The organism is Acinetobacter sp. DL27, assembly GCF_055810995.1.
The window spans coordinates 2,664,483-2,676,958 of sequence record NZ_CM147947.1 but is presented as its reverse complement, the minus strand read 5'-3'; the positions used below and the strand labels follow the sequence as shown (position 1 = coordinate 2,676,958).

Here is a 12,476-nt window from a genome sequence, read left to right as displayed (position 1 = left end):
GATCAAAAATGGAGTTTTGATATGCATGACGTGACGATAAGCGCAATAAATAGTTTTGATCAGATTGGTAATGTACGCTCCAAAATGCTGATCCAGAAGCTAGTCAAATCCATTCATGACTATGTTGATGAGGTTGAATTGACTCAGTCTGAATGGGAAATGGCGATTGATTTTTTGACCCGAACAGGACAGCTCTGCCACGACCAACGTCAGGAGTATATTTTGCTGTCTGACGTGCTGGGTGTATCTATGTTGGTCGATGAAATCAATCATAGTAAAAATACAGAGCAGACCCCAAGCACGGTTTTTGGCCCGTTCTTTATCGCCAATATGCCAGTTCGTCACTATGCAGAGAGCATTGTTGAAGAGAATGCTGATGCTGAAATGCCCTTATTAGTGAAAGGTAAGATATTAAACCAACAGGGTGAAGCCATTGTAGGTGCCAAAATTGAAGTTTGGCAAACTGCTGAAAATGGTATGTATTCTGGTCAAGACCCAATCCAGACACTCACTAATTTACGTGGTGCGTTTTTCAGTCAGGAACAGGGTGAATATGCATTTAAATCGATTCTACCTGTGAGTTATCAAATTCCCTCAGATGGGACGGTGGGAGAGTTATTAAACTATTCCAAACGCCATTTTTGGCGGCCAGCGCATATTCACTTCATGATCACGGCAGAGGGTTATCAACCTTTAGTAACGCATCTTTTTATTCAAAATGATGAATATTTGAATGGTGATGCCGTATTTGGCGTCAAAGATCGGTTAATTGTTGGCTTTCAGCAACAACGTGTTAGTGCTGAAGATCAGACTAAATATGCTTTAGATTCAAACTATAACTTAATCGATTATGACTTTGTTCTCAGTCAAGGAGAATGATGATGTCAACACGAATCAAGCTTTGTGAGGTTGATGATTTTTCAAATCAACAGGTTTTGAAAGTCACTCATCCGTTAAAAGCAGACAAGAGTATTGTCATTATTCGCAAAGATGGAAAATTTTACAGTTATGAAAATGTCTGCCCGCATTTTTCAGTACAACTTGATTACCGTTCGGGACAATTTTCAATTTACCAGAATCAAGTGATTATGTGCGCGCATCATTCAGCGTTGTTCGATATCGAAACAGGTGAATGTATTGATGGACCATGTAAAGGGCAACATTTAATAAAAGTTGAGAATGAACAAATAAATCAAGATCTCTATTTTAAGTAATTGTTCTGAATTCGTGAACACTGAATTCAATCAAAGATTGTTTTTTAAGCGATGGAACTAGATTAATTTAGATATGTTCAGGATGACATTTATTTTAACCAAATTAAGGAAAATCCAATGGTTATGAAAAAACTTACACTTGCATTATTTATACCGACAATGCTTGTCTCATCTTTGGCTATAGCGGCTGAAACCAAAAAACCAAATATTTTGGTGATTGTCGCTGACGATCTTGGATTCTCTGATACAGAACCTTTTGGTGGTGAAATTTCTACTCCGAATATTAAGAAATTAGCCAAAGAAGGTGCGGTATTAACCAATTTTCATACAGGCCCAACGTGCTCAGTGACACGTTCAATGTTATTGACTGGTAATGATAGCCATCAGGCTGGATTTGGTACGATGGCTGAGTATTTACAGCCAGAACAGAAAGGTAAACCGGGATATGAAGGTCGTCTAAACAATCGTGTTATTACTTTAGCTGAAATTTTAAAAACGCAGGGATATGCATCATTCGTTACGGGCAAATGGCATTTGGGTGCAACAGAAGATAGCAATGCAAAAGCACGTGGTTTTGATCGCTCATTTACACTCATGCCGGGTGGCGCTGCACATATGGATGCAAGCCAAATGTTCCCTGGAAATTATAAAGCACGATATTTAGAAGATGGCAAAGACGCAACCTTGCCTAAAGACTTTTATTCAAGCGATTTCTTTACCAGTAAAATGATTTCCTATATGGAAAATGACCGTGAAAAAGGTCAGCCATTCTTTGGATATTTGGCTTTTACCGCTCCACATTGGCCTTTGCAAGCTCCAGATCAATATTTAAAGAAATATGATGGATACTATAAAGAAGGTTATGAAAAAATTCGTCAAGCACGTCTAGAACGTATGATTAAATTAGGCATTATGCCGAAAGGAACCAAGATCAATAACCCATTGGCGGATGTATTTCCAGCTTGGGATAAGTTAACCGAGGCGCAGAAAAAAGATCAAGTGAAGACTATGCAAATTTATGCAGCGATGATCGATAACATGGATCACAATATTGGTCGTGTAATTAATTATTTAAAGCGTAGTGGTGAACTTGATAATACTCTGATTTTATTTATGTCTGACAATGGTGCGGAATCTGCTACACCAGAATCATTAGGAACGACAGAAGATAAAAATGGTATTCGTGAATGGGTAGACGCTACATTCGATAATAGTCCAGAAAATATGGGTAAAAAAGGGTCTTATGTCACACTTGGGCCACAATGGGCGCAGGTTGCATCAACGCCACTGCCTTATTTCAAAAGTATTTTGTCAAATGGCGGAATCCATACCCCAGCAATCATTCGCTATCCAGGCAAAATTAAATCTGGACAGATTCAGTCAGAAACCATTCATGTGATTGATTTTGTTCCAACAGTACTTGAGCTTACAGGTGCCCAAAGACCTGAAAGTTATAATGGCAATCCATTGTTGAAAATGGAAGGTCGTTCATTCCTTCCAGCATTTAAAGGCAAAGCCTTGCCAGAACGTACTTTAGGATGGGAATTTAATACACGCCGAGCGTTGTATAAAGGAGATTGGGCTGTTCAATATCAGGCACCACCTTATGGCACTGGAGAATGGGAACTTTATAATCGTAAAATTGATCCATCATTCCTGAACAATTTGTCATCTCAAAATCCAATCAAAACTCAAGAGTTAGCAAAAGATTGGGTAGATTACACACAACGTGTTGGTGTGGTTGAAGCACCTGTTCGTTATAAGTATGGTCAAATGAACTGCTTCTACGATAAATGCATCCAACCTGAATTCTTAAAAAACTTAAGTAAATGATGTTAAGGAGACGATTATGCTAAACAAAATCTGTCTACTTTTTACCTTACTTTTATTTTCTGTGGTGACATTCGCCGCAGAAAATAAAGAGATTAAATTAATTTTATTGGGTACAAAAGGTGGTCCATCTTTACTGACACATAAAGTATTACCTCAGTCTTCGGCTTTGGTTGTTGGGAAGGATGTATACATTATTGACGCAGGCTATGGCGCAAGCTATCGACTGCTAGAAGCAGGAATTAAGTTAAAGGATATTAAGGGCATTTTTATTACCCATATGCACAGTGACCATATTCTTGATTATCCTTCGTTGATTATGAACTCTTGGTTATCAGGTCTTAAACGTCCTGTTGAAATCTATGGTCCGCCAGGCATTCAGGAAACCACCAATGATATTTATTCAGCTTTTAAACGAGACATTCAGTTACGCATAGAAGATGAAGGCCGTGTAGATATTCATTCACTTATGAAAGTACATGGCTATAAACAGGGTGCAGTGTATCAGGATGATAATGTTTCCGTCAGTGCTTTAGCTGTCCCACATTCTCCATTCAAGATGGGAGAAGCCTACGCTTTTCGTTTCAAGGTGGGTGACAAAGTCATTGTGTTCTCTGGGGACATGAATTTTAACAAGCCTTTTGTACAGTTTGCTAAAAATGCCGACATTCTAGTGAGTGAAGTCGTACATATCGAAGGTGTAAATGGTTTGGCACAACGCATGGGATATGGTCAGAAATTTATTGATGCAGTGATTTCTCATCATATTACGACACAAGATGTGGGTAAAACAGCTCAAAAAGCTGAAGTGAAACATTTGGTGCTCAGCCATTTGGTTCCTGCGGAAGATAAAACATTAACTGATGAAAAATGGAAAGCAGAAATCAGTCCTTTTTATTCTGGAGAAATCACGGTCGGTAAAGATCTGATGAATATCGTCGTTGAGTAGTTCTGAAATTGAAATACCAATGCATTAAAATGGGTGGTCAGGGATGATAAATACTTTTAAATATTCAATATTAATTGGGAGCATGCTGTTATCAGCATGCGGTACCCTATCGAAAGTAGAACCAGTCAAGTTAGGCAGTCAAGTGCAATGCCAACAATATTCAGGTTTGCCACAAAACTGGCAAAAAAAACCTGAGGCAGGCATGGTCAAAATTCATGGTGGAACTTTCAATATTGGGAACAATGAAAGCTACCCAGAAGAACAAGCGCTTTATAAAAGTGAACGGAAGGTTGCAGACTTTTGGATAGATGCAACAGAAGTGACTAATGCCCAATTTCAAAGCTTTGTCGATGCCACAGCCTATGTGACTGAAGCAGAAAAGCAGGGAGAGGCAGCAGTATTTACTGAACCTCAAAAACCAGTCAAGGAGTTAGCTTGGTGGTCATTGATGAAAGGAGCGAATTGGAAACAGCCGTGGGGGCCGAATAGTAGCCGTAAAATTAAGCCCAATCAACCTGTACGGATGATCACTTTAAAAGATGCGATGGCATATGCCGATTGGTTAGGTCGAGAGCTTCCGACTGAAGAACAATGGGAATATGCTGCAAAAGGCTTTACCCATGACCGAGATGTCAGTGCAGATTTAAAGCATATTGATGCCAATGTTTGGCAAGGTGAGTTTCCTTACAACAATGACAATAAAGATGGCTATCCAGATGTTGCACCAGTGGGATGCTTTGCAGCAAATGGTTTTGGCCTCTACGATATGATTGGAAATGTTTGGGAATATACCAAAAGCCCATTTACGGGAACGCATGATGATCACATGGGAATGGATCAACTTGAGAATCATCATGATAACCCCACATTTAATTTTTATACCATCAAAGGTGGGTCTTTCCTGTGCGCATCAAATTACTGTATGCGTTATCGAGCTTCAGCAAGACATTCTCAGGAAATCAATTTAGGTATTAGCCATGTCGGTTTTAGGACGATAAAAATTATCAAATAATTTAATGGATTAGATATGAGTAAAAATATAATGGTTGTGCCATTGCTTACTGCGATGGCTGCAATGGTGAACTGCGCCTTTGCAAAAGAGATTAACGTTGATGTCACGTTAAAAAACTTATACGCAGATCGGGATTTTGATGATTCTGTCAAGCCCTCAGTAGGGAGTTGGAGTCAAGGGATTATCGCCCGTGCCAATGGTGAGCATGAACTAACACAAGATCTTGCTTTAACATTTACAGGTTCTATTCAATATGCAAAGCGTTTAAGTGATGATAAACATTTAAATGACATGATTTTACCATTTGACCCAGTCACCAAAGAGCAGGCATCCAGCTACAATAAAGTTGCAGGTTCGATTGGAGCGAAGTATAAGCAGCATCACTTAAGTTGGGGGGAACAATGGGTAGACACGCCTCTTGCAACAACAGATTACAGTCGACAATTGATTACAATTTATCAAGGTCTATTATATTCGGGCCAATTGAATGAACAATTAAAATTGGATATCGGCTATTTAGATAAATACTCACCGCGAAATGAAGAGGATTTTAGAAAGCTTTCTGTCAATAAAAAAGAATCTGATGGCTTAACTTATATTGATTTAAAGCATAAAGCTTTTGATAGTCAATTACAGACTCAAATTTTTGTGAGTGAATTAGAAGATTTGTATAATCAATATTCTATTGGCCTAAACTATAAAAATAGTGTTGACCAATTTAGATTGAATACTAAATTTAGGTATTATTATACAAAAGAATCTGGTGATGAACTGCTTGGTGATATTGATAACCAGTACTTTGGCTTAATGCAAGAATTTGGCTATGGGCCGAATACCATTGGTTTAGGTATCCAAAAAATTGAAGGTGATAGTAACTTTCCAATGTTAGATGGTGCTGTTCCTGTCCTCAGCTATATTAACTGGACACAAGGTACATTTAATAAGGCAAATGAACTCTCATATCACGTTACCTTCAACCATGATGCGAGTTGGGCATTACCTGGTTTAAATTTTTTACTCCGTTATGTGGATGGCCAAAACTATATGATAAATGGCCAAAAAGGATTTGATGAAAGTGAATTTGATATCATTATGAATTATCGTGTGAATGAAGGACGATTTAAAGGTTTGGGTTTTCAGTGGTTAAATTTGAATTATAAAAATGATATTCAAGGTGATTACACGGAGAATAGATTCTTTACCACTTATACGATGAAGTTTTAAATTTTTTTAAATGAAGGGGGATTTCCCCCCCTTCATTTATTTTATAGGTGTAGGCTGATAAGCAAAAAGTACAACACCATCCTTGGTTTTTTTCCATATCGATAGTGTACGGTTCTTCAATTTGGTAGGTTTCCCTTGCAAAAGTAGTTCAGCTTCAAATGTTGCGAAAGCTAAAAGGTTGTCTGAAAATTCAACAATATTTTCAATGTGATAATCAATGGTTTGATAAATGTAATGCTGACTTTTTAGCTTCTGCATATAGCTAGAAAGATGATCTATCTTGGCACTGCTATGCACATAGGTCAGTTCTGGATCACATAAACTTTCAAATTTTTTATAATCTTGCTGCGTTAAAGCCTGAAAGCGTTCTTTCTCAGCTATTTTTACAAGGTGAATATAGTCCATGAAATAAAATCCTAGGTTTAAATCATTTATTCTATTTTAAATTGTATGAATGCTTTGTTTCTAAAATGGAAACAATCAGTTTGTATAATTAAAAGAATAGACAGTTTTTTATTCAATATAATAAATATAAGCCCATAAATGATAAGTAGTCCTATGATAGATAAAAGCGCGGCATCCCTCGCGGAAGTGCTCTCCCAAATCACCGACGGATCAACCATCATGATTGGTGGTTTTGGTACAGCAGGACAACCTGCTGAACTGATCGATGGCTTAATTCAACTCGGCATTAAAGATCTCACCATCGTCAGTAACAATGCTGGTAATGGCGACTATGGTTTAGCTAAGCTACTCAAAGCCGGTGCCGTCAAAAAAGTCATCTGTTCGTTCCCACGTCAGTCCGACTCTTGGGTCTTCGATGAGCTCTATCGTGCAGGAAAAATTGAGTTAGAACTGGTGCCTCAAGGCAATCTAGCCTGTCGTATTCAAGCCGCAGGTATGGGACTCGGTGCAGTGTTCACCCCAACTGGTTACGGTACCTTATTGGCTGAAGGCAAAGAAACCCGTCACATCGACGGTAAAGATTATGTACTGGAATATCCAATCAAAGCTGACTTTGCTTTGATTAAAGCACAGCAAGGTGACCGTTGGGGTAACTTGGTCTACCGCAAATCGGCACGTAACTTCGGCCCGATTATGGCTATGGCCGCAGGTGTAACCATTGCACAAGTCTCTGAAGTCGTGGACTTAGGGGCTTTAGACCCTGAACACATCATCACCGCAGGTATTTTTGTTCAACACGTGGTGCAGGTTAAACCTGAACCAGTTGCTGTGTAATCGGGAGAACATCATGAGCTATCAAAAACTCAGCCGTAACCAAATTGCAGAACGTGTGGCACAAGATATTCCCGATGGGGCTTATGTGAATCTTGGGATTGGCTTACCGACCAAGATTGCCAGTTACCTACCAAGTGACAAAGACGTGTTCTTACATTCTGAAAATGGCTTATTGGCTTTTGGTCCACCACCTGAAAAAGGTCAAGAAGACCCTGAACTGATCAATGCAGGTAAAGAATATGTGACCATGCTGCAAGGCGGTGCCTTTTTCCATCATGGGGACTCTTTTGCCATGATGCGTGGCGGGCATTTAGATATTGCTGTATTGGGCGCCTTTCAAGTGGCAGCCAATGGTGACTTGGCCAATTGGCATACCGGTGCACCTGATGCGATTCCTGCTGTTGGTGGTGCAATGGACTTAGCTGTTGGTGCTAAGAAAGTGTTTATCACCACTGATCATGTCACCAAACAAGGTGAACCGAAAATTGTTGCGGAACTGACTTATCCAGCCACGGGTTTGAAGTGTGTTGATCGTATCTACACCGACTTGTGTGTAATCGATGTGACCGCGGACGGTCTTAAAGTGATTGAAAAAGTCGACGGTCTAAGCTTTGCAGAATTGCAGGCAATGACCAGTGCAACTTTAGTGGATGCGACACAAGGATAATTAATCCCTCTTGCGAAGCAGTGCTTCTCACCCTTTAAAAAGGGGGATTCAAAGGGAAAATGAAATATGAAAAACGCTTACATTATTGACGCTATTCGTACCCCATTCGGACGTTATGCCGGTGGACTCGCCCCAGTCCGTGCCGATGACTTGGGTGCAGTGCCGATTCAAGCCTTGATGCAACGCAATCCCAGCGTGGATTGGACCCAAGTCGATGACGTGATCTATGGCTGTGCCAACCAAGCCGGTGAAGACAACCGTAATGTCGGTCGCATGTCTGCACTGCTTGCAGGTTTACCCGTTGAAGTTCCTGCCACGACTGTGAATCGCTTATGTGGTTCATCTTTGGATGCGATTGCCATGGCAGCCCGTGCAATTAAAGCCGGAGAAGCGGATTTAATCATTGCAGGTGGCGTCGAAAGTATGTCTCGTGCACCTTTTGTGATGGGCAAATCAGAAACTGTCTATGGCCGTAGCCAGAAGATTGAAGACACCACCATGGGTTGGCGTTTTATCAATCCGAAGCTCAAAGCGATGTATGGTGTAGACACCATGCCGCAAACCGCAGAAAACGTGGCACAACAATTTAATATTGATCGCGCAGATCAAGACCAGTTTGCCTTGGCGAGTCAACAGCGCACCGCAACCGCGCAAGCTCAAGGCTTTTTTAAACATGAGATCATCCCGGTGAGCATTGCGCAGCGTAAGGGTGATCCAATTGTGATCGATACCGATGAACATCCACGTGCATCGACTACCTTAGAAGGTTTAACCAAACTTAAGCCAGTCGTGACAGCAGAAGGCACCGTCACTGCGGGGAATGCATCAGGCATCAATGACGGTGCGGCTGCTGTACTGATCGCTTCAGAACAAGCGATTAAAGAGTACCAGCTTAAACCACGTGCCAAAATCATTGCTTCAACAGCAGTGGGTGTAGAACCTCGCATCATGGGCTTTGCGCCAGCACCTGCCATCAAAAAGTTACTGAAACAAGCCAATCTGACATTAGAACAGATGGATGTGATTGAACTGAATGAAGCCTTTGCGGCACAAGCACTGGCGGTAACGCGTGACCTTGGTCTAACGGATGACAGCACACAAGTGAATCCAAATGGTGGTGCAATTGCGATTGGTCATCCACTGGGTGCATCGGGTGCACGTTTAGTCACCACGGCTTTAAACCAATTAGAACAAACCGGTGGGACGTATGCCCTGTGTTCAATGTGTATTGGTGTCGGGCAAGGCATTGCTTTGATTATTGAAAAAATTTAACTTTTTCAGATAAATATTTGGCATCAATTAATTCAATATCCCAGCTTGGAATAGTATCTAGACGAATAATCAGAAAATCTAATAGCTTACGAATTTTAGAAAGATTTTTTGAATTCGCTGGAAACACTGCACGTAATCCATAATTCGATAAAGGATAATCGGACAGTATTGTTGTAAGTTGTTTGTTCATCAAATATTTATGTGCGACTAATGTGGGGAGGCATACGACGCCTCCGCCACTTAAAGCAAAATCACGTAATAAATGTACTGACGATGAGAGTACATGGATATGAATGTCCATTTCCTTAAACTCACCTTCCTCTAAATAGCGAATTCGATTACGAGTAGGGTAACCAGAGTAATATCCCATAGGAATTTCTTTTAATTGTTCTGGTTTATAAATGTTTTGGATATTTTCTAAATATTCAGGTGAACAGCATAATACGCGGTTCACATTAAACAGTTTACGTTCAATTAGACTTTCACCTGTTGGAGGAAACATTTGAAAAACAATATCAAAACCTTCTGCAATAGGATCAATAATTCGATCATTAACTACAATATCAATGTTTAAATCGGGGTATTCTTTTAGAAATATTGTTAGAAGATGTCCAAAATAATCAATAGCAAAACCAGGCGCCATGTGAATTCGCAATCGACCTTGCATTTTTGAAGTAGCATGTGCCATTTCATCAGCTAATATTTCAAATTGCTTTATGAGTGATGCACACTCTCTATAGTACTTTTCTCCCACATTTGAAAGTCTTACAGAACGTGTGCTTCGATGGAAAAGGGGCGCCTTGATAAAGTTTTCTAATTGTTGAATACGGTTACTAATTACTGAGCGAGTTACACCTAATTGTTCTGAGGCTTTAATAAAACTTCCACTTTCTGCTACACGTACAAATGCTTCCATGCATTGTAATTTATCCATCTTTATCTACCTTAAAAATTAAACTTAGACTACCAACTAACAAGAAGTGTTAACTTTATATTTTATAATGGATTTAAACTCCCAAAACCATTTGATATGGCTTAAACCCATCCAATACAGCATCAGCTACCAATTGAATAAAAGGCTCAGTCTTTCCATAAGCCATCCATTGATCCAATGCTTCATAGTAAGCCAAACGATTCTCTACAGTAATCACGCATGGTGGATAACCAGCTTTCATTAGTTCTAAGTTCATTAGTAGACGTGATGTACGGCCATTACCATCAATAAAGGGATGAATACCAACGAAATCAGCATGTACTTTGGCTGCACGTTCAATAGGGTGTAATGTATGGCTTTCGCTATTATACCAATCAACTAGCTGAGCCATTTTGTCATTTAGCAATGTATAGTCAGGAGGGGTGGTTGTAGCACCAGAAATCAATACATTTTGTTGGCGATATCGCCCTGCATTGTCATCATCAATATTTTTTAAAATAAGTTGATGGATATTACGAATTTGCCATTCAGAAAATGGTTCTTCTTTTCTAATAATGTCTTCAACGTAATAAATGGCATTTCTATGGTTAATTGCCTCGAAGTGCTCTCTTAATGCCTTTCCTCCGACAGTTATACCTTCTAGCACAACTTTGGTTTCTAATAGAGTAAGTGTATTCCCTTCAATAGCATTGGAATGATACGTCCATCGTACAATAAGGTCTTCTTGTAAATTTTTTACTATTGTAGGTGATAGGGGGCGATGCTGATCTAACTTATTTTTTAAATCATCAATAATTTCAAACATTACCTTATCCCTGAATGTGTCTAAAAGAATGATACATCAAAAAAGAATATCAAAGAAATGATATGTTATATCGTGATATTTTATAGTGCTCTTAATGCTGTTATACTCGGTACACCATTTCAAATCCTGAATTCGGATTTGAACAAGATTTCTAAGTGATTTAATACACTAAATCTGATGTGGGTCAAAATTGGGTCAATGAATTTTTTTATTCAATGAAATGGCTTAAGAATTAATGGTTTGGGTTTTGAGTTCAATTGACGCCACCCCACTAAAATTCTTTATATAAATCAGCCACTTGTAAAAGTGACTTTTTTGTTGCCACGTTTTTGTCACATATGATTTACTTGTTGATTTTCAGATTAGATTCATCAACAACAAAATTTTCATAAATTTCAAGTTTTTTAAGAATTTCTGGTAAAACCTGATGAATTACTCGCATGCCCGTTAATAATTCATTCATATAAATATCAGGATGAATTCTTGTTTTATTAAATCCTAAGCTTTCTGCTTCAGCTTCATGTCTATTTGAATCATGATCGTCATAGATGAGATTCATCAGCTCTGCTCGAAGAGGGATACCTGCTCGAAAAGCTTTTTCCTTGACAATATTGATCCATTTTTCAAATGAATGAGTGGTTTTATATTGAAACTCTTGAAAATTGGGTGCAAAAGATTCTAATGGTGGTTCAATTTTACTTGCTGCAAGTTCTAACAAGCATGGTTCGATGTTACATGCATCTGTATTTTCTAGCCCCAAATCATCGTCATAAAAAAAGTCGAAAATGTATGCTGCGTAGAAGCCATAAACGTCATTAAGTGCGCTAAAAATTTGATAAATTAATGATGAATAAGGGTTTTCGTAAATTACTTCATCTATACGGTTAAATGTTTCATCATATTGCTTATCATCTATAGAAACATTAAATGCTAAATCTAATTCTTGGGGATATTCAGGTGGAAAATGTATCCCCATTTGCTGCAAAGTTCTCAGTGTTGATTGACTTAGAAGATCTAATTCATCATAAAGAGGTGTTGTTTTATAACCAGTTTCTGCATTATCACGCACCATTTCAGCAATAAATTGAGTCAATTTGTTCCATTTTTCAGCATTTTCAATGGAACCTGTTAATAAAATAAACTCTGCTGAAAAATCACCTAAGTTAAGTAATTTTTTAAATTTTTCCTCCATTTCAAAAGATATATATTCACCCTTTTTGTAATTTGGGTCGCGGAAACTTCCAAAGCTTGGACTAGCTCTTTTTGAGAACATTTAAGCATTTTTAATGCTAGATCAATATATGGGATGCTATTCATTGAAGTTTAGTAA

13 protein-coding genes are annotated in these 12,476 nt (G+C 38.8%); 9 read left to right on the top strand and 4 right to left on the bottom strand.

What is annotated here, in order from left to right:
* Window positions 1-21: 21 nt before the first annotated feature.
* The 6 genes from AC0KVP_RS12940 to AC0KVP_RS12915 all read left to right on the top strand — a co-directional run bounded on the left by AC0KVP_RS12940 (window position 22) and on the right by AC0KVP_RS12915 (window position 6,229).
* Window positions 22-879: a dioxygenase family protein gene (locus AC0KVP_RS12940; RefSeq protein ID WP_473337158.1), complete on the top strand. Its 858-nt coding sequence runs from the start codon at window positions 22-24 to the stop codon at window positions 877-879.
* Window positions 880-881: 2 nt separating this feature from the next.
* The gene (locus tag AC0KVP_RS12935; RefSeq protein ID WP_473337156.1) at window positions 882-1,214 is read left to right on the top strand and encodes a Rieske (2Fe-2S) protein; all 333 of its coding nucleotides are present in this window, start codon (window positions 882-884) and stop codon (window positions 1,212-1,214) included.
* A gap of 117 nt (window positions 1,215-1,331) precedes the next feature.
* The gene (locus AC0KVP_RS12930; protein ID WP_473337154.1) at window positions 1,332-3,047 is read left to right on the top strand and encodes an arylsulfatase; all 1,716 of its coding nucleotides are present in this window, start codon (window positions 1,332-1,334) and stop codon (window positions 3,045-3,047) included.
* Between the two features lie 16 nt (window positions 3,048-3,063).
* Window positions 3,064-3,993 (top strand): MBL fold metallo-hydrolase, encoded by a 930-nt coding sequence (locus AC0KVP_RS12925; protein ID WP_473337152.1) that lies wholly within the window; start codon window positions 3,064-3,066, stop codon window positions 3,991-3,993.
* 82 nt (window positions 3,994-4,075) lie between these two features.
* Window positions 4,076-5,005: a formylglycine-generating enzyme family protein gene (locus AC0KVP_RS12920; protein WP_473337150.1), complete on the top strand. Its 930-nt coding sequence runs from the start codon at window positions 4,076-4,078 to the stop codon at window positions 5,003-5,005.
* 15 nt (window positions 5,006-5,020) lie between these two features.
* A complete protein-coding gene (locus AC0KVP_RS12915; RefSeq protein WP_473337149.1) occupies window positions 5,021-6,229 on the top strand; it encodes an OprD family outer membrane porin in 1,209 nt (402 codons plus the stop codon).
* A 36-nt stretch (window positions 6,230-6,265) separates the two neighbouring features.
* On the opposite strand, the gene AC0KVP_RS12910 is transcribed toward AC0KVP_RS12915, so the two are convergent.
* Window positions 6,266-6,634, bottom strand: a complete 369-nt coding sequence (locus AC0KVP_RS12910) for a nuclear transport factor 2 family protein (RefSeq protein ID WP_473337147.1) — start codon at window positions 6,632-6,634, stop codon at window positions 6,266-6,268.
* 153 nt (window positions 6,635-6,787) lie between these two features.
* On the opposite strand from AC0KVP_RS12910, the gene AC0KVP_RS12905 reads away from it, so the two are divergent.
* From AC0KVP_RS12905 to pcaF, 3 genes are all read left to right on the top strand, one after another.
* A complete protein-coding gene (locus tag AC0KVP_RS12905) occupies window positions 6,788-7,468 on the top strand; it encodes a 3-oxoacid CoA-transferase subunit A (protein WP_336955493.1) in 681 nt (226 codons plus the stop codon).
* Window positions 7,469-7,481: 13 nt separating this feature from the next.
* A complete protein-coding gene (locus AC0KVP_RS12900) occupies window positions 7,482-8,135 on the top strand; it encodes a 3-oxoacid CoA-transferase subunit B (RefSeq protein WP_473337040.1) in 654 nt (217 codons plus the stop codon).
* Between the two features lie 66 nt (window positions 8,136-8,201).
* Complete coding sequence (gene pcaF, locus AC0KVP_RS12895) at window positions 8,202-9,407, top strand: 3-oxoadipyl-CoA thiolase (RefSeq protein ID WP_473337145.1); 1,206 nt, start codon at window positions 8,202-8,204, stop codon at window positions 9,405-9,407.
* On the opposite strand, the gene AC0KVP_RS12890 is transcribed toward pcaF, so the two are convergent.
* The 3 genes from AC0KVP_RS12890 to AC0KVP_RS12880 form a co-directional block, all read right to left on the bottom strand.
* Entirely contained in the window at window positions 9,391-10,341 is a 951-nt protein-coding gene (locus AC0KVP_RS12890) for a LysR family transcriptional regulator (RefSeq protein ID WP_473337143.1), read from the bottom strand. The genes pcaF and AC0KVP_RS12890 overlap by 17 nt on opposite strands.
* A 73-nt stretch (window positions 10,342-10,414) precedes the next feature.
* Window positions 10,415-11,146: a Fic family protein gene (locus AC0KVP_RS12885; protein WP_473337141.1), complete on the bottom strand. Its 732-nt coding sequence runs from the start codon at window positions 11,144-11,146 to the stop codon at window positions 10,415-10,417.
* A 343-nt stretch (window positions 11,147-11,489) separates the two neighbouring features.
* Window positions 11,490-12,419 carry an XRE family transcriptional regulator gene (locus AC0KVP_RS12880; RefSeq protein WP_473337139.1) on the bottom strand — a complete coding sequence of 310 codons (930 nt, stop codon included), beginning with the start codon at window positions 12,417-12,419 and terminating at the stop codon, window positions 11,490-11,492.
* Between the last annotated feature and the right edge of the window lie 57 nt (window positions 12,420-12,476).

Bases quoted from the DNA above. Each gene is read 5' to 3' on its own strand.
- AC0KVP_RS12940 (WP_473337158.1), top strand. From the start codon at position 22: ATGCATGACGTGACGATAAGCGCAATAAATAGTTTTGATCAGATTGGT.
- AC0KVP_RS12935 (WP_473337156.1), top strand. From the start codon at position 882: ATGTCAACACGAATCAAGCTTTGTGAGGTTGATGATTTTTCAAATCAA.
- AC0KVP_RS12930 (WP_473337154.1), top strand. From the start codon at position 1,332: ATGGTTATGAAAAAACTTACACTTGCATTATTTATACCGACAATGCTT.
- AC0KVP_RS12925 (WP_473337152.1), top strand. From the start codon at position 3,064: ATGCTAAACAAAATCTGTCTACTTTTTACCTTACTTTTATTTTCTGTG.
- AC0KVP_RS12920 (WP_473337150.1), top strand. From the start codon at position 4,076: ATGCTGTTATCAGCATGCGGTACCCTATCGAAAGTAGAACCAGTCAAG.
- AC0KVP_RS12915 (WP_473337149.1), top strand. From the start codon at position 5,021: ATGAGTAAAAATATAATGGTTGTGCCATTGCTTACTGCGATGGCTGCA.
- AC0KVP_RS12910 (WP_473337147.1), bottom strand. From the start codon at position 6,634: ATGGACTATATTCACCTTGTAAAAATAGCTGAGAAAGAACGCTTTCAG.
- AC0KVP_RS12905 (WP_336955493.1), top strand. From the start codon at position 6,788: ATGATAGATAAAAGCGCGGCATCCCTCGCGGAAGTGCTCTCCCAAATC.
- AC0KVP_RS12900 (WP_473337040.1), top strand. From the start codon at position 7,482: ATGAGCTATCAAAAACTCAGCCGTAACCAAATTGCAGAACGTGTGGCA.
- pcaF (WP_473337145.1), top strand. From the start codon at position 8,202: ATGAAAAACGCTTACATTATTGACGCTATTCGTACCCCATTCGGACGT.
- AC0KVP_RS12890 (WP_473337143.1), bottom strand. From the start codon at position 10,341: ATGGATAAATTACAATGCATGGAAGCATTTGTACGTGTAGCAGAAAGT.
- AC0KVP_RS12885 (WP_473337141.1), bottom strand. From the start codon at position 11,146: ATGTTTGAAATTATTGATGATTTAAAAAATAAGTTAGATCAGCATCGC.
- AC0KVP_RS12880 (WP_473337139.1), bottom strand. From the start codon at position 12,419: ATGTTCTCAAAAAGAGCTAGTCCAAGCTTTGGAAGTTTCCGCGACCCA.